Source organism: Sphingobium sp. SCG-1 (genome assembly GCF_002953135.1).
Lineage (GTDB): Bacteria > Pseudomonadota > Alphaproteobacteria > Sphingomonadales > Sphingomonadaceae > Sphingobium.
On sequence record NZ_CP026372.1, the window covers coordinates 2,160,100 to 2,183,635 of the forward strand.

General features: G+C 60.5%; 26 protein-coding genes. 9 read left to right on the forward strand and 17 right to left on the reverse strand.

What is annotated here, in order from left to right:
* Positions 1 to 33: 33 nt before the first annotated feature.
* Genes C1T17_RS09940 through C1T17_RS09960 form a run of 5 tightly spaced genes read right to left on the reverse strand, consistent with a single transcriptional unit; the run spans position 34 to position 3,085 of the window.
* Complete coding sequence (locus C1T17_RS09940; protein ID WP_104955130.1) at positions 34 to 819, reverse strand: metallophosphoesterase family protein; 786 nt, start codon at positions 817 to 819, stop codon at positions 34 to 36.
* Positions 820 to 875: 56 nt separating this feature from the next.
* Positions 876 to 1,430, reverse strand: a complete 555-nt coding sequence (dcd, locus tag C1T17_RS09945) for a dCTP deaminase (protein WP_104953312.1) — start codon at positions 1,428 to 1,430, stop codon at positions 876 to 878.
* The gene (cdd, locus tag C1T17_RS09950; RefSeq protein ID WP_104953313.1) at positions 1,427 to 1,894 is read right to left on the reverse strand and encodes a cytidine deaminase; all 468 of its coding nucleotides are present in this window, start codon (positions 1,892 to 1,894) and stop codon (positions 1,427 to 1,429) included. Before cdd ends, dcd begins: the two co-directional genes overlap by 4 nt.
* The gene (locus C1T17_RS09955) at positions 1,891 to 2,598 is read right to left on the reverse strand and encodes a GH25 family lysozyme (RefSeq protein WP_411269187.1); all 708 of its coding nucleotides are present in this window, start codon (positions 2,596 to 2,598) and stop codon (positions 1,891 to 1,893) included. Before C1T17_RS09955 ends, cdd begins: the two co-directional genes overlap by 4 nt.
* 4 nt (positions 2,599 to 2,602) lie before the next feature.
* Positions 2,603 to 3,085 carry a UPF0262 family protein gene (locus C1T17_RS09960; protein WP_104953314.1) on the reverse strand — a complete coding sequence of 161 codons (483 nt, stop codon included), beginning with the start codon at positions 3,083 to 3,085 and terminating at the stop codon, positions 2,603 to 2,605.
* A 150-nt stretch (positions 3,086 to 3,235) separates the two neighbouring features.
* Between C1T17_RS09960 and C1T17_RS09965 the strand changes: the two genes are divergently transcribed.
* Both C1T17_RS09965 and C1T17_RS09970 read left to right on the forward strand, forming a co-directional pair.
* Positions 3,236 to 4,723 (forward strand): replicative DNA helicase, encoded by a 1,488-nt coding sequence (locus C1T17_RS09965; protein ID WP_104953315.1) that lies wholly within the window; start codon positions 3,236 to 3,238, stop codon positions 4,721 to 4,723.
* The gene (locus C1T17_RS09970; protein ID WP_104953316.1) at positions 4,716 to 5,513 is read left to right on the forward strand and encodes a L,D-transpeptidase family protein; all 798 of its coding nucleotides are present in this window, start codon (positions 4,716 to 4,718) and stop codon (positions 5,511 to 5,513) included. Before C1T17_RS09965 ends, C1T17_RS09970 begins: the two co-directional genes overlap by 8 nt.
* A gap of 11 nt (positions 5,514 to 5,524) precedes the next feature.
* Here the strand turns inward: C1T17_RS09970 and C1T17_RS09975 are convergent, their stop codons facing one another.
* The 7 genes from C1T17_RS09975 to astD form a co-directional block, all read right to left on the reverse strand.
* A complete protein-coding gene (locus C1T17_RS09975) occupies positions 5,525 to 5,944 on the reverse strand; it encodes a BLUF domain-containing protein (protein ID WP_223262531.1) in 420 nt (139 codons plus the stop codon).
* A 104-nt stretch (positions 5,945 to 6,048) separates the two neighbouring features.
* Positions 6,049 to 6,825 carry a phosphoadenylyl-sulfate reductase gene (locus C1T17_RS09980; protein WP_104953317.1) on the reverse strand — a complete coding sequence of 259 codons (777 nt, stop codon included), beginning with the start codon at positions 6,823 to 6,825 and terminating at the stop codon, positions 6,049 to 6,051.
* Positions 6,818 to 7,258, reverse strand: a complete 441-nt coding sequence (locus tag C1T17_RS09985) for a DUF934 domain-containing protein (RefSeq protein WP_104953318.1) — start codon at positions 7,256 to 7,258, stop codon at positions 6,818 to 6,820. Before C1T17_RS09985 ends, C1T17_RS09980 begins: the two co-directional genes overlap by 8 nt.
* Complete coding sequence (locus C1T17_RS09990; RefSeq protein WP_104953319.1) at positions 7,251 to 8,882, reverse strand: nitrite/sulfite reductase; 1,632 nt, start codon at positions 8,880 to 8,882, stop codon at positions 7,251 to 7,253. Before C1T17_RS09990 ends, C1T17_RS09985 begins: the two co-directional genes overlap by 8 nt.
* A gap of 1 nt (position 8,883) precedes the next feature.
* A complete protein-coding gene (locus tag C1T17_RS09995) occupies positions 8,884 to 9,180 on the reverse strand; it encodes a DUF2849 domain-containing protein (RefSeq protein ID WP_104953320.1) in 297 nt (98 codons plus the stop codon).
* Positions 9,177 to 9,953: a uroporphyrinogen-III C-methyltransferase gene (cobA, locus tag C1T17_RS10000; RefSeq protein WP_104953321.1), complete on the reverse strand. Its 777-nt coding sequence runs from the start codon at positions 9,951 to 9,953 to the stop codon at positions 9,177 to 9,179. The genes C1T17_RS09995 and cobA overlap by 4 nt, the downstream gene beginning before the upstream one ends.
* Positions 9,954 to 10,038: 85 nt before the next feature.
* Positions 10,039 to 11,472 carry a succinylglutamate-semialdehyde dehydrogenase gene (gene astD, locus C1T17_RS10005; RefSeq protein ID WP_104955133.1) on the reverse strand — a complete coding sequence of 478 codons (1,434 nt, stop codon included), beginning with the start codon at positions 11,470 to 11,472 and terminating at the stop codon, positions 10,039 to 10,041.
* Between the two features lie 160 nt (positions 11,473 to 11,632).
* Between astD and C1T17_RS10010 the strand changes: the two genes are divergently transcribed.
* The 4 genes from C1T17_RS10010 (at position 11,633) to C1T17_RS10025 (ending at position 15,347) form a co-directional block, all read left to right on the forward strand.
* A complete protein-coding gene (locus tag C1T17_RS10010; RefSeq protein ID WP_104955134.1) occupies positions 11,633 to 12,505 on the forward strand; it encodes an alpha/beta fold hydrolase in 873 nt (290 codons plus the stop codon).
* Positions 12,498 to 13,628 (forward strand): glycosyltransferase, encoded by a 1,131-nt coding sequence (locus tag C1T17_RS10015; protein WP_104953322.1) that lies wholly within the window; start codon positions 12,498 to 12,500, stop codon positions 13,626 to 13,628. Before C1T17_RS10010 ends, C1T17_RS10015 begins: the two co-directional genes overlap by 8 nt.
* 107 nt (positions 13,629 to 13,735) lie before the next feature.
* Complete coding sequence (locus C1T17_RS10020) at positions 13,736 to 15,139, forward strand: NAD(P)H-dependent flavin oxidoreductase (RefSeq protein WP_104953323.1); 1,404 nt, start codon at positions 13,736 to 13,738, stop codon at positions 15,137 to 15,139.
* Between the two features lie 4 nt (positions 15,140 to 15,143).
* Complete coding sequence (locus C1T17_RS10025) at positions 15,144 to 15,347, forward strand: DUF2093 domain-containing protein (protein WP_104955135.1); 204 nt, start codon at positions 15,144 to 15,146, stop codon at positions 15,345 to 15,347.
* Here C1T17_RS10025 and C1T17_RS10030 read toward each other — a convergent pair.
* On the reverse strand, positions 15,344 to 16,342 hold the full coding sequence (locus tag C1T17_RS10030; protein WP_104953324.1) for a 2-hydroxyacid dehydrogenase: 999 nt from the start codon (positions 16,340 to 16,342) through the stop codon (positions 15,344 to 15,346). The genes C1T17_RS10025 and C1T17_RS10030 overlap by 4 nt on opposite strands.
* Before the next feature lie 41 nt (positions 16,343 to 16,383).
* Here C1T17_RS10030 and C1T17_RS10035 point away from each other — a divergent pair, with 41 nt between their 5' ends.
* Positions 16,384 to 16,968 (forward strand): SH3 domain-containing protein, encoded by a 585-nt coding sequence (locus C1T17_RS10035; protein ID WP_411269188.1) that lies wholly within the window; start codon positions 16,384 to 16,386, stop codon positions 16,966 to 16,968.
* Between the two features lie 53 nt (positions 16,969 to 17,021).
* Positions 17,022 to 17,645: a peptidylprolyl isomerase gene (locus C1T17_RS10040; RefSeq protein WP_223262928.1), complete on the forward strand. Its 624-nt coding sequence runs from the start codon at positions 17,022 to 17,024 to the stop codon at positions 17,643 to 17,645.
* Here the strand turns inward: C1T17_RS10040 and C1T17_RS10045 are convergent.
* Positions 17,642 to 19,261, reverse strand: coding sequence for an NAD(P)/FAD-dependent oxidoreductase (locus C1T17_RS10045; protein ID WP_104953326.1), 1,620 nt, complete (start codon positions 19,259 to 19,261; stop codon positions 17,642 to 17,644). The genes C1T17_RS10040 and C1T17_RS10045 overlap by 4 nt on opposite strands.
* Positions 19,262 to 19,381: 120 nt before the next feature.
* On the opposite strand from C1T17_RS10045, the gene C1T17_RS10050 reads away from it, so the two are divergent.
* Positions 19,382 to 20,878 carry a diguanylate cyclase domain-containing protein gene (locus C1T17_RS10050; protein WP_104953327.1) on the forward strand — a complete coding sequence of 499 codons (1,497 nt, stop codon included), beginning with the start codon at positions 19,382 to 19,384 and terminating at the stop codon, positions 20,876 to 20,878.
* A 78-nt stretch (positions 20,879 to 20,956) separates the two neighbouring features.
* Here the strand turns inward: C1T17_RS10050 and rplL are convergent, their stop codons facing one another.
* From rplL to C1T17_RS10065, 3 genes are all read right to left on the reverse strand, one after another.
* A complete protein-coding gene (gene rplL, locus C1T17_RS10055; protein ID WP_104953328.1) occupies positions 20,957 to 21,331 on the reverse strand; it encodes a 50S ribosomal protein L7/L12 in 375 nt (124 codons plus the stop codon).
* An 83-nt stretch (positions 21,332 to 21,414) separates the two neighbouring features.
* A complete protein-coding gene (gene rplJ / locus C1T17_RS10060) occupies positions 21,415 to 21,930 on the reverse strand; it encodes a 50S ribosomal protein L10 (RefSeq protein WP_104953329.1) in 516 nt (171 codons plus the stop codon).
* A gap of 586 nt (positions 21,931 to 22,516) precedes the next feature.
* A complete protein-coding gene (locus C1T17_RS10065) occupies positions 22,517 to 23,221 on the reverse strand; it encodes an aspartyl/asparaginyl beta-hydroxylase domain-containing protein (RefSeq protein WP_223262532.1) in 705 nt (234 codons plus the stop codon).
* Positions 23,222 to 23,536: the final 315 nt, after the last annotated feature.

Here is a 23,536-nt window from a genome sequence, read left to right on the forward strand (position 1 = left end):
GCCATCGAACGCTTGGCAATGCCGTTAAGTCGTTCAATCGGCAGTGGAAAGGAACCAGTGCTCCTCGCCCTGCAGGCCAATGGCAGTAAGCTTCCCGCTCATATAAGCGCCGGTATCGATGCCTATGCGGTTGGCATGTTCGTCCACATCCTGCGTGATAGTATGGCCGTGGATCACGACCTTGCCGAAGGCTTCCTTGCTCTTGAGGAACTCAGCGCGAATCCATCGCAGATCTTCGGGCTCCTGCGCATTGAACGGCACGCCTGGACGGATGCCGGCATGTACGAAAACATAGTCGCCAATCTCTATCAGGTCTTCGAAGCTATCTATGAAGTCGATGTGCGAACGCGGGATGTTGGCAAGCATCCAGTCGGTCATCCGTTCCGCGCTCATCGACGCATAATCGGCGTATGACAGGCCATAAGAGTACAACGTCTGCTCACCGCCGATGCGGCAGAAGAAACGGGTTGCCGCTATTTCGCCGCGCGCGGCGCGGATGAATATCTCCTCATGATTGCCTTTTAAACATCGCATCGCGCCGGACTGTGACAGGGCGAGCGCATGCTCTACGACCTGACGCGATGATGGACCGCGGTCGATCAGGTCTCCCAGCAATATCAATTCAGTAGGGCAAGGAATTGAGTCCGCATCGTCATTGTCGATTCGCCGCAGCAAGTCAGCGAACAAGTCAGCGCGGCCATGAATGTCGCCGATGGCATAGACGCGCTTGTTCTCGCCGATGCTGGCGGCGCGCGTCTCCGGCGCGTCTTCGACTTCGGAGATGTCTGGCTCGGCGGACCTACGAAACAAGCGCAGCATGATCGATTCCTTGGCCAGCATGGCGTCGACCCATGCGGATCGAAATCTTGGCTAACTCAAAGCTTTGGCAGCGTCACGCCCTTTTGGCCCATATATTTGCCGGCGCGGTCGGCGTAGCTCGTTTCGCACGGCTCGTTGCCTTCCAGGAAGAGGAACTGGCATGCGCCTTCATTGGCATAGATCTTTGCCGGAAGTGGCGTGGTGTTGGAGAATTCGAGCGTCACATGCCCCTCCCAGCCCGGCTCCAGGGGTGTCACGTTCACGATAATGCCGCAGCGAGCGTAGGTCGATTTGCCGAGGCAGATGACCAGCACATCGCGCGGTACGCGGAAATATTCAACCGTCCGGGCGAGCGCGAAGCTGTTCGGGGGAATGATGCACACGTCTGTTTTGCGATCGACGAAGCTGTTGGCGGCGAAGTCCTTCGGGTCCACCACGGCACTGTCGACATTGGTGAAGATCTTAAACTCGTCGGCCACGCGGGCGTCATAGCCATAGGAGGAAAGGCCGTAGCTGATGCATCCATCGCGCCGCTGGCTCTCCACGAATGGCTCGATCATCTGGCTTGCCAGAGCCTGTTGGCGAATCCACTTATCGGACATTACGCTCATGATTTTGCTGTTCTTTCTGGACCAAATCCAAGATCGGCGGGGCCGAAGGCATGGGGGAGCAGATCCGCCACTCGATGTTCCTGTATGGCATCGCCAACGGGGGCAACGCAGTAGATCGCCAGTTCGCGGCCCGCCATCTGTTCCACTTCGTTCATTACCTGCCGGCAGCGCCCGCATGGCGTCACGATTATGGATCGATCCGTCGCGTCCATCGCACCGCCGCTGACGACTATGGTGGTAACGTCCGCCATTCGCCCTTGTGCGTTGACGCTCGCCAGCGCAACCGTCTCGGCGCAGAGCGAAAGCCCATAACTTGCATTCTCGAAATTGCTGCCGGTGACGATGCTGCCATCAGTCAGCTCCACCGCAGCGCCTACCGCAAACCGACTGTAGGGTGCATGGGCATGCGCCATCGCGCCACGCGCGGCGGCGATAAGGGCGGGAAGGGCGGGCGGGGCGCTCATGGTGCTACGACATCCCATTCCACCGGGCCGTCGATGCCGTCAAGATGTCGCATGTCGGATGCGGTCCACATTACCCATGGGCGACCGGCATAATCGGGCTTGAAGAAATTGCCTTCCAGCCAGAGCGTGCGGTAAATTCCCGCGCTTATCCGGTATTCCATCTCGAATGCTTTCGACACGTGGATCACGGCGCGCTGCCCTACATGCTTCTCTATCAGGTTCAGGAAGGTATTGAGTTCGGACAGCAGCTTGTCGCGACCAGGGCGACGTATGCAGTTGGGCGAGAAGTCCAGGCGGACGACGGGAGGCAAGGCGGCATTGTCACGCGGCACCGTCGCCACGAACAGCGTCGCCTGATCCACGGCTCTGTCGCAGAGGTTGAAGAGATGGGCCGCGCCGTAGCGCAGCCCGGCATCCCGCGCGCCCGACCAGTTGGCGGCAAAGAGGTGGTCGCGCCGTCCCGCTCCTGCCGACGCCAGCACATAGGCGAAGTCGGCGTGGCGTGCGCGGACGGTGCGCCAGTCGAGTGGGCCGTTGGCTTCGCTGACGGAGATGCCCTGCATCGGAAACTCGGACCGCGCAGGCGCCCATCGCATCGCGTAGAGCCAGCCGCCGATCGACAGCACTGCGATCAAGAAGATGAGCGCGCCGATTCGCCCGAGAGTGCCGCGATAGGTGCGGCCACGTCTTTGCCGGATTTTCAACGAACTAACCCTTGATATGCAGAACGCACAGCAGCGTGAAAAGCCTGCGTGCCGTGTCGAAATCGACGTCGATCTTGCCGTCCAGCCGTTCCTTTAGGATTTCGGCGGCTTCGTTGTGGATGCCGCGCCGGGCCATGTCGATCGTCTCGATCTGTTGCGGCGTTGCAGCGCGGATCGCCTGATAATAGCTATCGCAGATCGCGAAATAGTCTTTGATGGGCCGACGGAAGCGGGCGAGACCCAGGATGATCGTTTCCAGCGGCGTCCCATCCTCCCGGCCGATATCGATCACCAGTCGGCCTTCTTCGACACCTAGCCGAACTTTATACGGTCCGGCATATCCGTCGGCGTGGCTCCGCAGGGGCGCAAAATAGTTTTCTTCGAGCAAATCGAAGATCGCGATACGTCGCTCCTGCTCCACATCTGCATTGCGCCAGATGATTGTACGCTGGTCCAGCTCGATATCTATGATGCGGGGATCGGCCATATTGGATTGCTGTCAGTGCGGCGGGGCGTGCGTAAAAGCAAGAGGCAAGCTGCGAGCGGAGAGTTACCCACAGCATCGTCCACATATGGTCCACAGCACCCTGCCGCATCGCCCTTGCTCCGGCTGCCTAACAGGTGGATAATCAAGTCCATGGTCGAACTGATGAGAGTGATACCGGGCGGGGAAGCGCCCGCGCAGGAACTGCCGCGCAACGTGGAAGCCGAGGCGGCGCTGCTTGGCGCGCTGATGATCGACAATCGCATTGCCGAAGACGTGCAGATGAAGTTGCGTGCGGAGCATTTCTTCGAGCCGCTGCACGGGCGAATCTACGATGCCATCATGCGGCTGCTCGAAAAGAACATGGTCGCCAATCCGGTGACTCTGAAGCCGCTCGTCGAGCAGGATCCCGCGCTGAAGGAATTGGGCGGTGCGGCCTATCTCGCGCAACTAACCGGCAATGGAGCGGCGCTGATCGGCGCGCGTGACTTCGCGACCCAGATTTACGACCTCGCATTATTGCGAGAACTTGTCGGGGTCGGCCGCGAACTCATTGAAAACGCAATGGATACCAGCGAGGAAGTCGATCCACGTGGGCAGATCGAGGCGGCGGAAGTCGCGCTCTACAAGGTGTCCGAGGGTGAAGGCGAAACCGGTTCGGTCAAGAGCTTCCTGACCGCCAGTACGCTGGCCGTGAAGCAGGCGGAGCGGGCGCTGAATAGCGGCGGGCATCTCTCTGGTATTACCACGGGACTCAATTCGCTGAATGAGAAGATCGGCGGCCTGCACAATTCAGACTTGATGATCCTGGCGGGGCGTCCAGGCATGGGGAAGACATCGCTTGCGACCAACATCGCTTATAACGCGGCGTCGCGTTGGGTGCGGGACGACGCGGACGGGATCGAGCCTGCGAAGAATATGGGCGCGAAGACTGCGTTCTTCTCGCTCGAAATGTCTGCCGATCAGTTGGCGACACGCGTTTTGGCCGAGCAGTCCGGTATCAGCGGGGAAGCACTGCGCATGGGTAAGATCAGCCATGCGGATTTCCAGAACCTGTCACGCGCTGCCCGTGAGTTGCAGGATCTTCCGTTGTTTATCGACGATACGCCGGGCCTCACCATCGCAGCGCTACGCACCCGCGCGCGCCGGTTGAAGCGGCGTCATGACATCGGCTTCATCGTCATCGACTATCTTCAACTTTTGCAGGGGACCGGCAAAGGCGGCGACAATCGCGTTCAGGAGATTTCTGAAATCTCTCGTGGTTTGAAGACCTTGGCGAAGGAACTTCATGTTCCGGTGCTGGCATTGTCACAGCTCAGCCGTGCGGTGGAACAGCGCGAGGACAAGCGTCCGCAGCTTTCCGATCTTCGCGAATCCGGATCGATCGAGCAGGACGCCGATATGGTGTGGTTCGTGTTTCGCGAGGACTACTACGTCTCCGCCAAGCAACCGCGCGATGTGGAAAGCGAAGAGCATCGCGTCTGGGCCGAGGAGATGGAAAAGGTCTACGGTCTGGCTGAGTTGATCGTCGCCAAGCAGCGCCACGGCGCGACCGGGCGCATCCGCATGAAATTCGACGCGAAGATCACCAAGTTCAGCGACCTTGCCGAGGACAGCTATGGAGCCATTGCCTATGAATAAGTGGCTGCCCCTGTTGGCCCTGGCGACGCTTGCAGTTCCTGCAATAGCACCCGCTGCGCTTTCTCCGACACTGGCAAAGAGCGGCGCTTCCACATTAAGGGCAGGGCAGTTCCTCTGGGACGAGAGCAGTAGCGGGACCGGCCCGTTGGCCATCATGGTGAGTATCGATCGCCAGCATCTCTACGTCTATCGCGGCGATACACTCATCGGCGTGTCGACCGTCTCGACTGGCAAGCCGGGTAAGGCCACGCCGCTGGGGGAATTTCGCATCCTTCAGAAGAACGTGTTTCACCGCTCCAACATCTACAGCAATGCGCCGATGCCCTATATGCAGCGGCTGACCTGGGGCGGGATCGCCATTCACGGCGGAGAGCTTCCGGGCTATCCGGCCTCGCATGGCTGCATCCGCGTGCCGCTGGAATTCGCAAAGAAACTTTTCGCGGCCACGGACATGGGCGGTATCGTTAGCGTTTCAGATGGTCAGAGTGGTCCGTTTCTGCGCGTCGAGGTAGATATGGCGGCGCTCGAAACCGATGGCCGCCCGGCTTGGACGATTGGCAGTCAGGCGGTTCAGTTCGCCGCCAATACGCTCAAAGAGAAGCACGCACCTCTTCCTGCCGTAGCGGTTGTGAGGCAGTCGACAACCCCTACGGCGCGTCCGGTCCGTCTCGCGCTGGATGAGGCAGCATTACAAACGCTGGCGCCCACCGAGGTTGTCACTGCCACCGCTGAGCCGCAGCCGCATTGGGTGGTGCCTTACTATGCCGACGGCACCGGCGAGATTCGCTGATCCCTTTGTTGTTAGCGGGCGACGCTTTGACCGGGCCTGTGCAGGGTCGCGGTCGTCTCGAAGAGCGCGCGAGTCGACGGGTCCGTGTCCGCCAGCAGCCGGCCGATCCGCTCGCGCAAGTCCGCTTTACCCGAACCATCGTCAAATGCCATCGCCCATGAACCGAACTGTCGCGCCTCGATGGCTCGGTGGTTCAGCATAACGACCGCGGCGTGGCGGGGGTCTGCGCTGATCTTCTCGAACAGCGGCTTGATCACATGTTCTTCACCTTCCAGTGCCTGAAGGAAGCGTTTGGAATTGAAAAGCAGGACGCCGGAGACGTCTAGACGACGATTGTTGATCCGCGATTTCGCCAGAATCGCATTGCATTCCTCGATGGTGATGTTGCCACGCACGCTACTGATGTAGGTCAACTGGTAGAGATCGGGCACCTTGCCACTCCGCTGGTTTCGATGCCGCGACCGTATCAGGCGCAGGTTAACGCCGTGCTTAGTAATTCCAAAAAAAACGCCTAACCTAAATCAGATAGGCGATCTTAGAAGGACGGCAGGTTTGCCGGATCGTTCGGATCGACAGCCGGAATCGGCGAGTGAATCCCGCATTCCACCTTGTCCCAACCGCGCCAACGGCCTGCGCGCGGGTCTTCGCCCGGCAACACTTTCGAAGTGCACGGCTCGCATCCGATCGAGGGGTAGCCCTGTGCTTCCAGCGGATGACGTGGCAGGTCGTTAGCCTCGAAATAGGCGTCAAGATCGGCCTTGGTCCAATCACCCAGCGGATTGAGCTTCATCTGCCCGTCTTCCACCTGAAAACGAGGGATATTCTGCCGGGTTGCCGCCTGGAACGCCTTGCGTCCGGATATCCATGCGTCCAGCCCGCGCTTGGCACGCGCCAGCGGCTCTACCTTGCGGATTGCGCAACAGCCGTCGGGATCATAGGACCAGCGCAAGCCCGTTTCGTCCTTCTTCGCCAGCATATCGGGATCGGGCGTCACGGTCTCGCTGTTGCGGATTCCAAAACGGGCGATCAGTTCGTCGCGATAGGCCAAGGTTTCCGGGAACATCTTCAATGTATCGACGAAGATCACCGGTACGTCGGGATCGGCCTGCGCCACCAGATGCAGCAGCACGGCGCTTTCGGTACCGAAGGACGAAACCGTCGCGATGCGCCCCAACGTCTTTTCGGCGAATAGCGCGCGCAGCATCGGCAGGGTGTCGACTCCGGCGAAACGCGCATTAAGCGCGTCTGCATCAGCCTGCGTAAAGGCGGGGGCCGTGTCGATGATGTCCAGCTTGCGCGCAGCTTCAGCCATGGGTGGTCTCCGGGTGGCGCTTGGCCCAGATGGGCGTGCGACCGTCGATGGATTTCTGGTAGACGTCGTCGTACCGGGCCAACGTTGTATCTACGACGGCCTGATCGAGCGGATGATCGGGCTGAAAGCTGTCGAAGCCACAGCGACGCATGGCCATCAACTGATCGACCAGCACATCGCCGACGGCGCGCAATTCACCCGTATAACCAGCCTCGCGCAGGATACGCGCCGCCGAATAGCCGCGCCCGTCACCGAACCCAGGGAAATTCACTTCCACCAGCGAAATGCGATCGAGCATCGGCAGCAATTCGCGCGCGTCCTCACCCGGCTCGATACGCACCGCCGTGGCGTTCGTCTGGCCGGAGAAGGATTCGAGCGTGACGGCCGGTTCCTGCGCCGGTTCGTCGTCACGGAAGGACAGGAAATCAACCATATAGCGCGTCCTTGAAAGGCTTCATGCCAAGGCGGCGGTAGGTGTCGAGGAAGCGTTCGCCCTCGGCCCGCTCACGCACGTAGATGTCCGTCACCTTCTCGATCGCATCGACCACGCCATCCTCGTCGAAGCCAGGGCCGGTGATGCTGCCAAGGCTGGCATCCTCCGCGCCGGAACCGCCGAGCAGCAGTTGGAAGTTCTCGGTGCCGCGCTTGTCGACGCCCAAGATGCCGATGTGCCCGGCATGATGATGCCCGCAGGCATTGATACAGCCGGAAATCTTGAGCTTCAATTCGCCCAAGTCACGCTGCCGCGCCGGATCGGCGAACCGTGCCGCAATCTTCTGCGCGACGGGTATCGAGCGTGCATTGGCGAGGCTGCAATAATCGAGGCCGGGACAGGCGATGATGTCGCTGATGAGGTCGAGGTTCGCCTCCGCCAGTCCCACGCCGTCCAGCGCCTGCCACACCGCGAACAGGTCCGCTTTCTTGACGTAAGGCAGGACGATGTTCTGCGCATGGGTGACGCGCAGTTCGTCGAACGAATACCGCTCCGCCAAATCCGCGATGAGATCGATCTGCGCGGAGGACGCGTCGCCAGGAATGCCGCCAGTCGGCTTCAGGCTGATGTTGACGATCGCGTAGCCCGCCTGTTTGTGCCGCTTGACGTTCTGATCGAGCCACAGTGCGAATGCCGGGTCCGAACGATCCACGTCCTCGGACAGGCCGGTTTCATAGGCGGGATCGGCGAAATAGCTGCGGATGCGGTCGAGTTCTGCGCGCGGCGGATCGAGGCCGAGCAGCTTGATCGCGGCGAACTCTTCCTCGACCTGACGGCGATATTCGTCCGCGCCAAGGGCATGGATCAGGATTTTGATCCGTGCCTTGTACTTGTTATCGCGACGGCCATAGCGATTGTAGACGCGCAGGCACGCTTCGACATAGGAAATCAAATCATCTTCGCTCACGAAGTCTTTGATTTCAGGCGCAACCATCGGCGTGCGGCCCATGCCGCCGCCCGCAAAGATTCGCGCGCCGACCACGCCGTTGCGCTTCACCAGTTCAATACCAATGTCGTGCAGGCGCATCGCCGCGCGATCTTCCGGCGTGGCGATCACGCAGATCTTGAACTTGCGCGGCAAGTAAGTGAACTCGGGGTGGAAGCTCGACCACTGACGCAGCAGTTCCGCCCAGGGACGCGGGTCGGCGACTTCGTCCGCCGCTACGCCCGCATATTGGTCGGACGAGATATTGCGGATGCAGTTGCCGCTGGTCTGGATAGCGTGCATCTCGACCGTCGCAAGTTCCGCGAGGATATCCGGCGCGTCTTCCAGCTTGATCCAATTATATTGAAGGTTCTGGCGCGTCGTAAAATGCCCATAATCACGATCATATTTGCGCGCGATATGGGCCAGCATCTTCATCTGCTTCGCCGACAACGTGCCATAGGGAATGGCGACACGCAGCATGTAGGCGTGCAGTTGCAGATACAGGCCGTTCATCAGCCGCAACGGCTTGAACTGATCCTCAGTCAGAGCACCGGCGAGGCGGCGCTTTGTTTGGTCGCGGAATTCCTCGACGCGGGCTTCAACCATCGACTGGTCATATTGGTCATAACGATACATGTCAGATCACCCACTGGCCGACATCGGGGTCGGCGGGTTTCAACGTCAGGTCGGGCCGCACGGTGGGGCCGAGCGCCCGGATGCGGTCCTTGATATGGGCGGGGCGGGGGCCGTCCTCGGTCGCCGTCGCGTCGATCACATAGGCGCCGATGACATGCCGGGCCGCTTCTTCGCGCCGGGCGAGGTCGTCGCCTGCTTCGCCTACATCTACCGAATCGGCGACACGGCGCGACCAGCCATCGCCGGCCCACCAGATCACGTCGCCTGTCGGCAAATCGTTGCCGGTCAGTATTTTCACGAAAAGCTCTCCAATTGCGCAGCAAACGCCGCCAGCCTGTCATGCGCATTACCACGCAGAACGACGTCGCCAACCACAATCAACGCCGGGCTTTTTACATTTTCACGCGCGACCATTCCGCCCAAGTCGGCCAGAATCGTGCGAATGGCGCGGCTGTCGTGGCGCGTACCCTTCTCCAGAACAGCCACCGGCGTTCCGGGGGAGACGCCATCCGCCATCAGCTTGTCGGCGATATCGTTCGCGGTTGCGACGCCCATGTAGATCACCAGTGTCCGGCCTACGCCCGCCAGCCCTGACCAATCCTGATCGGTGAGGCCTTTGCACTGGCCCGCTACGAAGGTGACGGCGCTGGACGCGTCGCGGTGAGTGAGGGGGATCTGTGCTTCGGCAGCGCAGCCGATCGCGGCGCTGATACCGGGGACGATCTCGACCGGAATGCCTGCTGCGCGGCAGTCCTCCGCCTCTTCGCCACCGCGTCCGAAGATGAAGGGGTCGCCACCTTTCAACCGCACGACATCGTGGCCGGCGCGGGCTTCCGCGATCAACAGCGCGTTGATCTGATCCTGCGGCATCGAGTGGCGGCTACGGCTCTTCGCAACGGAAACGAGCCGTGCGTCCGGACGTGCCATCGCCAGGATCGCGTCGTCCACCAGGCCGTCGTGCACGATCAATGACGCTTTTCCGATCAAGCGCGCCGCGCGCAGAGTCAGCAGATCGGGATCGCCGGGGCCGGCGCCAACCAGATAAACCGTTCCAGGATTGAGTGCTTCCATGACGAGCAGATGGCGACTGCCCCGGAATATCGCAACCTATAATGGATTGCGCGGTCGGTAGGAAAACTTTGGGGCCGCCCTTACGTCAGTCGCCCATCGCGGCGACGTCTACTTCCTTGACGCCGACGCCCATGGTCGCCCGCGGCTGTTCGGATTCCGAAGATACCACCGGATAGGCGCAATAGTCGGCCGCGTAATAGGCGCTGGCGCGGTGATTGCCGGACAGCCCTACGCCACCGAAGGGGGCAGCGGAGGATGCGCCATTCGTCGGCCGGTTCCAATTGACGATGCCAGCGCGGATATTGGCCCAGAACTGGTCATATTGCTCGGGCGATCCGCCGATCAGCGATGCAGAGAGGCCGTAGCGGGTGTTGTTCGCTTCGGCGATCGCGCTCTCGAAATCAGGCACTCGCACCACCTGCAACAGCGGCCCGAACAGCTCTATGTCGGGTCGTTCGCTCATCTCCGTCACGTCGATGATTGCGGGTGACACGAAGGGTAGATCCTGATGCGGACGGACCATATGCTTGATTGGCCGTCCACCATTGCTCATCAGGATCAGGAAGCTGTCGGTCAGGCCATCCGCCGCATGATTGTCGATCACCGGTCCCATATACGGCGCGGGATCGGCGTGTGGATGATCGACGATCAGGCGATCGGCCAGTTTCTTCACTTCCTTCAGAAGCTCAGGCGCAAGGCTGTCACGCACGATCAGCCGCTTGGCGGCGGTGCAGCGCTGGCCCGCAGACAGGAACGCGGACTGCGCGACGAGCACGGCGGCGCTGGCGATGTCGGGCGTGTCCCACACGATAATTGGGTTGTTCCCGCCCATCTCGAGCGCCAGTATCTTGTCCGGCTGCCCCGCAAACGCCTTGTTGATCGCGATGCCGGTGGAGGCAGAGCCGGTGAAAAGGATACCGTTCACGTCGGGATGCGCTGTCAGCGCCCTGCCTTCTTCCGGCCCGCCGACGATCAGGCGCACCAAACCCTCCGGCACACCCGCCTGATGATAGAGATCCACCAGCATCGCGCCGACCGCGGGCGTTTTCTCCGAAGGCTTGAACACCACCGCGTTGCCCGCGATCAACGCAGGGACGATATGGCCATTAGGTAAATGCGCAGGAAAATTATAGGGGCCAAGCACCGCCATCACGCCATGCGGCTTGTGCCGAACGGCCTGTTTCATGCCCATCGCGCCTTCCAGCCGCTTCATGCCGGTGCGTTCGGAATAGGCGGCGATCGAGATATCGACTTTGCCGATCACGGCCGCGACTTCGGTCTTGGCGTCCCACAGCGGTTTGCCCGTTTCCCGTGCGATCAAGTCGGTTAGCGCGTCTTCTTTGGCCCGCACGGCGTTGGCGAAGCGGCGCATCGTTTCGATGCGGATCGCAAGAGGCTTTGCCGCCCACAGGGGCCAAGCTTCCCGAGCGCGCGCCACTTCGGCGGACACGTCGCTAAGGGGCTGCTCCCACAAATGGGCGCCAGTGGCAGGTTCGATGGAAATCAGGGTTGATGACATGACAAGGATATGGCCCAAACGCATGTTGGATAAAAGGGGTGCAGCGTGGGCATGGCTAACCACGGCTTAACGCAGGCAGAACGATAACACGGCAGTCATTCGCAGGTTGCGATAGGCGGCGCATGAAGCGATAGAGGGTACGCAGCGCGGAGGGTTGAGCGTGTCAGGGTATCGCGACGGTTTCTGGTGGTCGAACGACGGACTGCGGCTGCATTATCGGGATTATTCCGGGGACGGGGATGACCGGCCTGCATTGTTGTGCCTGCCCGGATTGACGCGAAATGCCCGCGATTTCGAGCCGCTTGCCGGTCGCCTTGCGGGGCAGTGGCGGCTGATTTGTCCGGATTTGCGGGGGCGTGCCGAAAGCGCCTATGCGAAAGATCCGATGAGCTATGTGCCCCTCATGTACTTGCATGATCTTGAGCGATTGCTGGCCGATCTTGCTCTCGCCCGTTTCGTGGTGGTGGGCACGTCGCTTGGCGGCATCATCGCGATGTTGATGGCGGCGACTCGGCCCGACCGATTGGCGGGCGCAGTGCTGAACGATATTGGTCCGACGATCGAGGAAGAGGGCCTTGCCCGGATCAGGGGCTATGTCGGCAGCGGCAGCACGCATTCGACGTGGGTCCACGCGGCTCGTGCGCTCTCCGAAGTTAACGCTGAAGTTTATCCTGATTTCACATTGCAGGACTGGCTCGGCATGGCCAAGCGCCTGTACCGCCTCAATAGCGGCGGCCGGATCGTGTTGGATTATGACATGCGCATCGCCGAGCCATTTCGCGTGCCGGGCGGAGAGGCGGGCGTCGACCTGTGGCCTTCGCTGGCCGGGTTCAGGGGCAAGCCGACGCTGATCCTGCGTGGCGAGCGGTCCGACTTGTTCAGTGACGCGACGGCGAGGCGGATGGTGGAAGAGATTGGCTCTTCCGCGGCTTACGTCACGGTTCCTCGTGTCGGCCATACGCCCGTCCTTTCGGAACCCGTCGCGACGCAAGCCATCGACACGTTGCTAGGCCGCATCCTCGCCGATGGATGATCGCCCGCGCCTGCTGCATCTCCACAGCAGTTTCGATCTGGGCGGCAAGGAAGCGCGCGCCGTTCAGTTGATGAACCAATGGGGCAATCGGGCACGGCACGGCATCGTCAGCGGCGTGTCTGGCGCAATGAGTGCGCGAGAGGCGATAGCGCCGGATTTGGAAGTTGATTTCCCCGAAGCACCCGCGCTTCAGGGTCGGCCCAGCATCGCGCGGTTCCGCGACCTTGCCCGGTTCATGTGCAATTACGATCTGGTGCTCACATATAATTGGGGCTCGATGGATGCCGTCATGGCGCATCGGCTTTTCGCCCGCACGATGCGGCTACCGCCGTTGATCCATCACGAGGACGGCTTCAGTTCGGACGAGGCAAATAGCCTCAAGTTCACTCGCAACTTGTATCGGCGCATAGCACTTGCCCGCGCCGATGCACTGGTCGTGCCGTCGACAGTGCTGGAGAGAATTGCGCTTAGGCAGTGGCATCAGCCCCGCGCTCGGGTACATATCATCTCCAACGGCATAGATGTGGACCGGTATGCCACGACACCGCAGCCAGATGCGCTGCCCGGCTTTACGCCCACCCCCGGCAAGGTCGTCGTCGGCACGTTAGCGGGTCTGCGCACTGTCAAGAACATTCCCCGCCTCGTCCGCGCGGTTGCGACTCATCGGGATCGCCTGCAACTGGTGATCGTAGGAGAGGGGCCCGAGCATGAGACGATCCAACGCGAAGCCGCTCGACTGGGCCTGAATGACATGCACATGGCGGGCTTTCAGTCGGAACCTTGGCGCTTCATGGGCCTGTTTGATATCTTTGCGTTATCATCAGACAGCGAACAATTTCCGATCTCGCTGGTGGAGGCTATGGCGGCGGGCCTTCCTGTCGCATCGACCGATGTCGGTGACGTCGCTGCTATGGTTTCCCCAGAGAATTTGCCGTTCGTTGTCCCTGACGAAGCGGCATTGTGCGCTGCTCTCGGCCGCCTGGCAGATGATCCGGGATTGCGCAAATCAGTGGGTGCCGGGAACCGCATTCGGGCGCAGGCGCTGTACGGCCAGGACGCGATGTTCGACGTCTATGGCCGCCTTTATGGCACGGCACTGGCAAGGCCGAACGTTTTGCGCTAGGGGGCGCCAGATTTTCCGATCACCGCCACGCAAAAACTTGGTATAGAGGCCAATCTTTGCAGTTTGTGTTGCGGCACTGTTTTGACCCGAGCGTTTGGGAGAGTATATTGTTCAAGGGTTTGAAACCCATCGTCTATGGCGGGCGCGAAGTGTGGCCGCTGGTCGAAGGCGGCAAGGGCGTTGCGGTGTCCAACCATATGAGTTCGGGCGCTTGGGCGGCGGCTGGCGGCATCGGCACGGTGTCGGCGGTGAATGCCGACAGCTATGATGCGACCGGCAAGATAATACCCCAGATCTATCACGCCAAGACCCGGCGCGAGCGTCACGAGGAACTGATCGCCTACGCCATCGAGGGTGCAGTCGAGCAAGTGAAGCGTGCCTATGAAATCGCCGGTGGCAAAGGTGCGATCAACATCAACGTGCTGTGGGAAATGGGCGGTGCACAGCGTATCCTGCACGGCGTGCTGGAGCGGACGCGCGGCATGGTCGCAGGCGTTACCTGCGGTGCAGGTATGCCGTATAAGCTCAGTGAAATCGCTGCATCGTACAATGTGAGCTATTTGCCGATCGTCTCCTCCGGCCGCGCTTTCCGCGCGCTATGGAAGCGCGCCTACAGCAAGGCAGCGGAGTTTCTTTCCGCCGTGGTGTACGAAGATCCTTGGTTGGCGGGCGGCCACAACGGCCTTTCAAACGCCGAAGATCCCCGTAAACCGGAAGACCCTTATCCCCGCGTCAAGGCGCTGCGCGACACAATGCGCGAGGGCGGCATTTCGGATGATGTGCCGATCGTCATGGCAGGTGGTGTCTGGGCCTTGAAGGACTGGAACGACTGGATCGACAACCCGGAGCTTGGCGCGATCGCCTTCCAGTTCGGCACACGTCCCTTGCTGACGCAGGAAAGCCCCATTCCGCAGGAGTGGAAGGACCGCCTGCCGCTGTTGCAGGAAGGCGATATCCTCTTGCATCGCTTCTCGCCGACCGGTTTCTATTCATCGGCGGTGCGCAATCCGTTCCTGCGCCACCTCGAATCGCGGTCCGAACGGCAGATCGCTTTCAGCCTCGAACAGGCGGGCGATCACACGCATCAGCTCGATGTGGGCGTGAAGGGCAAGAATTTCTGGGTGACGCGCAACGACCTGTTGCGCGCCCGCCAGTGGTTCGGCGAAGGTTTCACCAGTGCGCTGAAGACGCCGGACAACACGCTTGTTTTCGTGACGGAGGAAGACAAGGGAGTCATCCGCAAGGATCAGGCCGACTGCATGGGTTGCCTGTCGCAATGCGCCTTCTCAAGCTGGATGGACAGCGACACCAATTCGACAGGTCGTCTGGCCGATCCGCGCAGCTTCTGCATCCAGAAGACGTTGCAGGACATCGCGCATGGCGGGCCGATCGATCAGAACCTGATGTTCGCAGGCCACGGCGCATATCGCTTCGGCAAAGACCCGTTCTACTCGAACGGATTCGTCCCGACCGTCAAGCAACTGGTCGACCGCATTCTGACGGGTGACTGATCGCGTGGCGGATATACCCGGCCTGGCCGTCCTCCATTATGATACGCCGCATTGGGAAGTCGTGAAGCCCGGTAACTTCGTGCTATGCGCAATCAGTGGCGAACGCATTCCGCTCGATGACCTGATGTACTGGAGTGCCGAGTTTCAGGAAGCCTATCGCAGTGCGCCGGAGGCGACGGCGGGATTCTTGCGGCGGCGGAAGAGCTAAACCCAACCCTCCAGCACCTGATCGGGCGGGCGATGTCCGTCGACCCAGGTGCGGATGTTGGCAATGACCCGTGCGCCGGTTGCATCGCGGCCTTCGATCGTTGCGGAACCCACATGCGGCAATAGCACGACGTTCGACAGCGCAAGCAAGCGAGGGTCAACTGCCGGTTCGTGCGCGTATACGTCCAACCCCGCACCGGCGATCCGGCCATTCGCCAGCGCGTCGACCAGCGCTGCTTCGTCGGCGATCTCCGCACGCGATGTATTGATGAAATAGGCCGATGGCTCGATCAGCCCGATCCGCCGCGCGTCGATCATGCCTCGAGTGTCGGCGTTGAGCGGGCAGTTCACCGAGATGATGTCGCTCGTTTCAAAAAGCATATCGAGTTCCGGCTGCCACAGGGCACCCGTTTCGCGTTCGACCGCTTCGGGCAAGCGGTGGCGGTTGTGGTAGGAAATCGAAAGTCCGAACGCTGCTGCCCGTCGCGCTACCGCCTGACCGATGCGGCCCATACCGACAATGCCAAGCCGCTTGCCGCCGATGCGGTGACCGAGCATCGCCGAAGGACTCCACCCGGCCCATGTTCCGGAGCGTACCAGCTTCTCGCCTTCTGCCAGGCGACGCGGCACCGACAGGATCAGCGCCATCGTCATGTCGGCGGTGTCTTCGGTCAGCACGCCGGGCGTGTTCGTGACAATGATGCCCTTTGCCCGCGCCGCGCGCAGATCGATATGATCGACGCCGCTACCGAAGCTCGCGATCAATTGGAGCCGTTCCGGTGCGGCAGCGATTAACTCCGCATCGAGATGATCGGTGACGGTAGGTACGATCACATCGCACTGCGTCATAGCTTCGGCCAGTTCCCCGCGCGTCATCGGCGTGTCATCAGCCCGGATCTGCGTGTCGAACAATTCGCTCATCCGACTCTCCACCGAAGCGGGAAGGCGCCGCGTCACTAGGACTGTGGGTTTCACCGGGCGAGGTCTTTTGGCCATGTCCTGCCGCTATGCCGGGGTTCAGCACAGGTCAAGCTGTTATGGGACAGTTGTTGACACCAACGCTGCACAGCATGATTGAACAGGGCTGCGGGCAGTGGCAATCAGGCCGCAATATGTTGGATCAATTGAGGACGCCGGCGATGCTGGGATGGAAAAGGGGAAGCGCGATCGCATTCCCGCTGCTGGCGCTGGCGATGCTTGGCGGCACCCCGGCCAGTGCACAGTCGCGCAAGCCGCTTCCCTATTGGGCGTCGATTTCTGAACCTGAAGCGCGGATGCGGGTTGGCCCGAACCTCGATTATCCGAGCAACTGGGTGTATCGTCGCCGCGACTTGCCGGTGAAGGTGGTGCAGGTATTGGGCAACTGGCGCAAGATCGAGGACAGCAGCGGTACGCGGGGCTGGATGCACGTCCGCCTGCTGAGCGACGCAGCGACCGCCATCGTCAAGGATGGCGTTACCGAGATGCGTGATCGTCCTTCCGACGACGCAAAGCTGATTTATCGTGTGCAGGCGGGCGTCGTAGGCCGTGTTGCCGATTGCGGGTCGGGCTGGTGCGCATTCGATGTGGCGGGCAAGAAGGGGTACGTGCGCGCCAGCAGCCTTTGGGGCGCAGTGGAGTAGCCGTCATTTTCGCCAACTTTCGTAGCCTGCTCGGCTTATTAGCCGCCGTTCTTATTACATCAGGTGCACATGGGGCTGGTAAGACCGAGGGCACAGTGCGCGTCCGGCTGGTGACATCGAGCGGGCCTATCGTACTGGAACTGGATGGTCGTCACGCACCGAAAACCACGGCGAACTTCATGGCCTATGTCGATGACGGACGTTTTGACGGCACGACCTTCTACCGTGCGGCGCGGCGCAAGAGTATGCCGACGCGCGGTCTTATCCAGGCCGGGATCGGCACCAACGCTCGCCGCAGCCTTCCTCCGGTCGCGCATGAACCGACCAGCCAAACCGGCATCCGCCATCTCGATATGACGTTGTCCATGGCGCGCGGCGGCAAGCCTGGATCGGCGATGGGCAACTTCTTTATTACGGTTGGGCCGATCCCCAGCATGGATGCGCAGGGCGACTATGCGGGCTATGCCGCCTTCGGCCATGTCGTTGCGGGTACGGACGTAGTGCGCAAGATCCTCGCCATGCCGAGTGGCGGCGGGGAGGGGCAAATGCGCGGGCAGATGATCCTGAAGCCTGTGCGGATCATCAAGGCGGAGCGATTGACTGGCGTCGCAAAACCGACTGGTCAGCCGAAGCCGTGGCTGATCGAATTATTGCCTAAAAAACGTCCGCCGGGTTAGGCCACCATGCTCAACGCAACCGCTTCGGCAACCTTGATCCCGTCCACTGCCGCCGACAATATCCCGCCCGCATAGCCTGCGCCTTCACCCGCCGGGTACAACCGGGCGGTGTTGAGGCTCTGCAAGTCCTTGCCGCGCGTGATGCGGATGGGGGAGGAGGTGCGCGTTTCCACGCCCGTCATCATCGCATCAGGATGCGCATAGCCCGGTATCTGTCGGCCGAATACCGGCAGCGCTTCCCGCATCGCTTCGACCACGAAGTTGGGCAGGCATTGCGCCAGATCGGTGAGATGCACGCCGGGTTTGTAGGAAGGCACCACTTCGCCCAATTCGGTCGAAGGCTGGCCGGCAAGAAAATCGCCCAGCTTCTGCCCCGGCGCTTCATAGTTGGACCCGCCCACCACATAGGCCAGCGACTCCCAATGCTGTTGCAGGGCGATCCCCGCCAGTGGCCCGCCCGGATAATCGCGCGATGGGTCGATGCCGACTACGAGGCCGGAATTGGCATTGAATTCCTGTCGCGAATATTGGCTCATGCCGTTGGTCGCGACGCGGCCTTCTTCGGATGTCGCCGCCACCACGCGCCCGCCCGGACACATGCAGAAACTGTAGACCGTTCGCCCGTTAGTGCAGTGATGCGACAGGCTGTACGCCGCTGCGCCGAGGTCTGGATGTCCCGCACACGACCCAAACCGCGCCTTGTCGATCCAGCTTTGCGGATGCTCGATTCGTACACCGATAGAGAAGGGCTTCGGCTCGATGAACACGCCCCGACCGTGGAGCATGTGGAAGGTGTCGCGCGCGCTGTGCCCGATGGCCAACACGACATGATCTGCCTCCAGATAGTCGCCGGTGTGCAGGTGCAGACCGCGAATGCTGCGGCTGCCATCGGGGCCCACATCCACCTCAATATCTTCTACGCGTTGCCCGAACCGATATTCGCCGCCCAGACTCTCGATAGTGGCGCGGATGTTCTCCACCATCGTCACTAGTCGGAACGTCCCGATGTGCGGATGCGCCTCGGTCAGGATTTCCGGCGGTGCGCCTGCCTTGACGAATTCGGTCAGCACCTTGCGCCCCAGAAAACGAGGGTCCTTGATCTGGCTCCACAACTTGCCATCGGAGAATGTGCCCGCGCCGCCCTCGCCGAACTGGACGTTGGATTCAGGGTTCAAAACACCGCGCCGCCATAGCCCCCAGGTGTCCTTGGTCCGCTCCCGCACGACTTTACCGCGATCGAGAATGATTGGGCGGAAACCCATCTGCGCGAGGATCAGCCCCGCGAAAAGACCGCACGGCCCGGTTCCGATCACGACCGGGCGCAAATAGTGCGGCGGGGCAGGGGCCTGCGCCACGAACCTGTACGTCGTGTCGGGGGTGAGCCGCACATGAGGGTCGCTGGCAAAGCGCGCCAGCACGGCTGCCTGATCCGCCAGCGTTACGTCTACAGAATAGACCATCAGAATTGCAGACTTGCGCCGGGCGTCGTTCGCCCGCCGTGCAATCGTGTAGCTCAACAAGGCGTCCGCCTCGATCTCGAGGCGCGCGCAGATCGCGGTGGGCAGCGCTTCGGGTGGATGGTCGAGGGGAAGCTTCAATTCAGTAAGACGCAGCATAACTGCGCCTGTACCGGGAACCGCTGCGTCGCGCCAGCGTCAAGGCCGTCGTGCATTACGCTCGACCCAGCGCATTTGCGACATCCCTATCGACTTTGTTAACCTAAACGTCCGTATCGAATGGCTATGGAAAACGCGCGGCCGAATTTTTCAATCATCGACGAATTTCGCCGTTTACAGGTTCTTGCCGACCTTCAGCTTCTGGATACCGATCCGGAGCCAGTTTTTGATAATCTGACGAACCTCGCGCGCCGGATCACCGGTGCCCCGATCGCCTTATTGTCTCTCGTCGATTCCGAGCGTCAATGGTTCAAAGCGCGTTGCGGTTTGGATGTCGCTGAAACATCGCGCGATGTCGCCTTCTGTAGCCATGCGATTCAGAACCCCCATATGATGATCGTAGAGGATGCGCGTCGCGATCCGCGTTTTTCCGATAATCCCTTGGTAATCGGAGACCCCAACATTGTATTCTACGCCGGCGTACCCCTGGTTGTGCGTGGCAATGACGAGAATGAGTTCGCCCCTATCGGTACAATATGCGTAATCGATCATGTGGTCCGTTCGTTGACCGTCGATCAGCGGGAGGCATTGATCGAATTGGCCAACATCGCAATGTCGTTGATCGAGGGCAGGCGGCTGGCGTCGCAGGCGGTCAAGCAAACTGAGCGGCATCGTCAACTTACGCACCGGCTTGTCTATGAGCAGCGGAAATTCGAGCAGGCGGAACGCATGGCCGGCATTGGCTCCTGGAGGCTCAATCTGGCGGATGAGAGCATTTCCTGGTCGCCCCAAGTTTATGCGATCCACGGCTTGCCAGTCAGTGAAGCGCCGCCTCTTGGCGCAGCCTATGACTTTTATCCGGTCCATGCGCGAGAGGTCGTGCAGAAATCCGTTGAGCACACGATCAGAACGGGGCAGCCCTTCGATTTCGAGACTGATTTCCTGACCGCGCAGGCTAAGCTCCGGCGCGTGCGCAGTATGGGCGAACTTGAAGTCAGCGACGGAAAGCTAGTAGCGGTGTTCGGCGTTGTCCAGGACGTCACCGACCGTTACCAGGCAGAGCAAATATTGCGGCGGTCAGCCTACTCGGACACGCTGACGAAGCTTCCCAACAGGGCAGCGCTTAACGAGGAACTGGAAACGCGGATCGCCATTGCGCAAAGCGGTGGTGTGGGTCTCGCGGTTCTGCTGATTGATCTTGATGGGTTCAAGGCAGTCAATGATGGCCAGGGGCATTTGGCAGGGGATGAATTACTGCAAGCAATTGCCCGACGCTTCGCATCTCCCAATTATAAGGATTGTTTCGTAGCACGGCTTGGCGGGGATGAATTCATTGTGATCCCCAATCTTGCAAGCGATGTTCCGGCACTCGAAACCTACGCGCGTCAGATCATGTACGATCTCAGCATTCCCATTACCACCGGTGAGTGCGAGGCCAAGATATCGGGCACTATCGGCATAGCAATATTGCAGGCGGGCGACAGCCGGAGCGACATGTTGCGGCGCGCCGATCAGGCGCTTTATGCGGCAAAGAACAGCCAGCGCGGGACGGCGCGGATCTATGGCAGTCGCCGCGTCATCCATCCATACGACTTTACGATACGCAAAACAGGATAACACAAAAAAAGGGCGGCCCCGCAGGACCGCCCTTTCTTGTATCGAAGCGCCCGTAAGGGGCGCGCGCCGGTAACCGAATTACTTCAGTTCGACGGTCGCACCGGCTTCTTCGAGCTGCTTCTTGACCTTCTCGGCCTCGTCCTTGCTCACGCCTTCCTTGATCGCCTTGGGAGCGGATTCGACCAGCGTCTTCGCTTCGGTCAGGCCGAGACCGGTAAGGGCGCGGACTTCCTTGATGACGTTGATCTTCTTGCCGCCATCGTTGACGAGCACGACGTCGAATTCGGTCTGCTCTTCAGCAGCAGGCGCAGCAGCGGCAGCAGCCGGGCCAGCGACGGCAACAGCAGCGGCAGCCGAAACGCCCCACTTTTCTTCCAGAGCCTTCGACAGGTCGGCGGCTTCGAGAACGGTCAGGGCCGAAAGCTGATCGACCAGTGCATTGATGTCTGCCATGTTACTTCACATTACCTTTCTGGGCGGAGGCTTGAGGCCCCCTTAAACTAGAGTATATTCGAACGATCGGAGGGGAGAACCGCTTACGCGGCATCCTTCTCCGCATAGGCGTTGAAGACGCGCGCCAACTGCGAAGCCGGGGTCTGGATGACCGTTGCGAGCTTGGTTGCCGGAGCCTGGATAAGGCCGACAATCTTCGCGCGCAGTTCGTCCAGAGACGGCATCGATGCGAGGGCTTTGACACCTTCCGCATCAAGCAGCATGCTGCCCATCGCACCGCCAACGATCTCAAGCTTGTCGTTGGTCTTGGCGAAATCGATCGCTATCTTTGCAGCAGCGACCGGATCGGCCGAAGTAGCCAGCGCAATCGGACCGGTCAGCAAATCGCTGATCTGTTCGTACTGCGTGTCCTTCAGCGCGATCTTGGCGAGGCGGTTCTTCGTAACCTTGAAGGACGCACCGGCGTCACGCATTTTCTGCCGCAGATCCGTCGACTGGGCGACGGTCATACCGAGGTTGCGTGTAACCACGACAACGCCGATTTCGGCAAAAGTAGCGTGCAGCGTGGTAACGACTTCGGATTTCTGATTACGATCCATGCCATTCTCCACTTCATATCTTCCGGACTATCCGGAAGCGCACAAAACCCGCACGCCGACGCGAACGCCAACAGGCGGGGGTATTGGTCCGAAGGGGAGAGGTTGCCGACCGTATCGTTCGTATAAGGCGAACAATGGGCAGACCCGAATGCGTGAAGCACCCGGCAAAGAACTTTTCCCCGTCTAGGCTGGACATTAAGAGAGGCAAATTCCTCTCACCAACTGTCTCGGACGGACGAACCCGAAGGTTCGGTGACGCGCCGTTAGCCGAAGCGCGACGGATTGTCACGAAATTTTTCAGTGATGTGGCGCGCTCGTTCCGTCAGGCAGTTGAGAACACTTAACTCACTTTGGTGAGATAGGTGTCCCCTGCCGATAAAGCCTCCTAACTTCTTTAATTGTCGCCAGAATTCCCATTGCCATGTTGGCAGGCGTAAATGGATTTACTCTCAACCTTGGGGGCTGCGGAGCCGGATTATGGCACTGTACTACAGGCGTAGGCGCCCTGTGGGAACGGTTCAGAGGGGATAGCGATCTGATCCACTCGACATCGCCTGAGCTTCGGGTTCACTGGGAACTACCAGCTTTACTGTCCGACACGCTCCGCAGACCACTGCGCGATGCCCTTTCGTGCATCCTGCACGAATCTAGAGCGGCGCACACCTTCCAGAAACAGATTGCCGACGATTTTGCCGATGATACCGACAGGCCGCTTGAACTGAACGAGGAGGATGATGCGCGTCTCGTCCGTATCGTTCAGGACTTCATGGTCGTAGCAATCGTCGAAAACCAGCGCTCTGCCCTCGGTCCAATGCACATACTGGTCGACAACGCGCATCCGGCACTTCTCCCGCTCATGAGGCACTTGAATGCCCAGGTGGCAGGTCAGGAACGCCTTCGTAACGCCGGTATGCGGTGGGATGTGCGTACCTCGAACCAGTACCGAAAAGAAAGCGGAATTGAGACCCGGAATCTTCTCGATGATCGCCGTAGTCTTGGGGCATTTCGCGCAATTGGCCTCGTCGCGATAGCGATAGCCGATCAGGAAGAAGGACCGCCAGCGTCCGGCAGGGGCGATGCGTCGATGATCGGGGGATATCGTCGCGAGCGGCGGCACTTTTTCCAGATCCTGAAGCGCAACCGCTGCCTCCGCGCGAATGGTCTCCCAATGCGACTCCAGTTCCTTGATCCACGGGAATACCGCCGTATCGTACACCGGGGGATCGCCAAGCTTGGCACTGTTCGCGATCCAACGGTTCGTTTTGGGCTGCATCCATTTGCCGAACCGCATGATAAGCGGTTTTCTCGGCACCAACTTCGAACTCGGCGGCAACGTAGCGTTTATGGCATCGGGTATCTGAGCAGACGAAGGCGCGGTAGCAGCGGTCAGAGAGCGATCGAGGTCAGTCACACAAAATCCCATGGCGCCATCACATTGAAGACGTGTCCGTTACAGCCTGTTCCCCGTATCCGCCAGATCATAAAGACGCTTTCGCCAACGAACACTTCAGCATAGCTACTGCCCTGCGTTACCTGATGAAACTCTCCGGGAACAGAAGCTGTAATAAAGTGTAACCAAGCTATCGCTATGGGTTGAACCACCTCG

Bases quoted from the DNA above. Each gene is read 5' to 3' on its own strand.
- cobA (WP_104953321.1), bottom strand. From the start codon at position 9,953: ATGGAAGCACTCAATCCTGGAACGGTTTATCTGGTTGGCGCCGGCCCC.
- C1T17_RS10035 (WP_411269188.1), top strand. From the start codon at position 16,384: ATGGGACAGTTGTTGACACCAACGCTGCACAGCATGATTGAACAGGGC.
- C1T17_RS09970 (WP_104953316.1), top strand. From the start codon at position 4,716: ATGAATAAGTGGCTGCCCCTGTTGGCCCTGGCGACGCTTGCAGTTCCT.
- rplJ (WP_104953329.1), bottom strand. From the start codon at position 21,930: ATGGATCGTAATCAGAAATCCGAAGTCGTTACCACGCTGCACGCTACT.
- C1T17_RS09980 (WP_104953317.1), bottom strand. From the start codon at position 6,825: ATGGCTGAAGCTGCGCGCAAGCTGGACATCATCGACACGGCCCCCGCC.
- C1T17_RS09985 (WP_104953318.1), bottom strand. From the start codon at position 7,258: ATGGTTGATTTCCTGTCCTTCCGTGACGACGAACCGGCGCAGGAACCG.
- C1T17_RS10045 (WP_104953326.1), bottom strand. From the start codon at position 19,261: ATGCTGCGTCTTACTGAATTGAAGCTTCCCCTCGACCATCCACCCGAA.
- C1T17_RS10015 (WP_104953322.1), top strand. From the start codon at position 12,498: ATGGATGATCGCCCGCGCCTGCTGCATCTCCACAGCAGTTTCGATCTG.
- astD (WP_104955133.1), bottom strand. From the start codon at position 11,472: ATGTCATCAACCCTGATTTCCATCGAACCTGCCACTGGCGCCCATTTG.
- dcd (WP_104953312.1), bottom strand. From the start codon at position 1,430: ATGAGCGTAATGTCCGATAAGTGGATTCGCCAACAGGCTCTGGCAAGC.
- C1T17_RS09990 (WP_104953319.1), bottom strand. From the start codon at position 8,882: ATGTATCGTTATGACCAATATGACCAGTCGATGGTTGAAGCCCGCGTC.
- C1T17_RS10050 (WP_104953327.1), top strand. From the start codon at position 19,382: ATGGCTATGGAAAACGCGCGGCCGAATTTTTCAATCATCGACGAATTT.
- C1T17_RS10030 (WP_104953324.1), bottom strand. From the start codon at position 16,342: ATGGCCAAAAGACCTCGCCCGGTGAAACCCACAGTCCTAGTGACGCGG.
- C1T17_RS09960 (WP_104953314.1), bottom strand. From the start codon at position 3,085: ATGGCCGATCCCCGCATCATAGATATCGAGCTGGACCAGCGTACAATC.
- rplL (WP_104953328.1), bottom strand. From the start codon at position 21,331: ATGGCAGACATCAATGCACTGGTCGATCAGCTTTCGGCCCTGACCGTT.
- C1T17_RS10065 (WP_223262532.1), bottom strand. From the start codon at position 23,221: ATGCGGTTCGGCAAATGGATGCAGCCCAAAACGAACCGTTGGATCGCG.
- C1T17_RS09940 (WP_104955130.1), bottom strand. From the start codon at position 819: ATGCTGCGCTTGTTTCGTAGGTCCGCCGAGCCAGACATCTCCGAAGTC.
- cdd (WP_104953313.1), bottom strand. From the start codon at position 1,894: ATGAGCGCCCCGCCCGCCCTTCCCGCCCTTATCGCCGCCGCGCGTGGC.
- C1T17_RS09965 (WP_104953315.1), top strand. From the start codon at position 3,236: ATGGTCGAACTGATGAGAGTGATACCGGGCGGGGAAGCGCCCGCGCAG.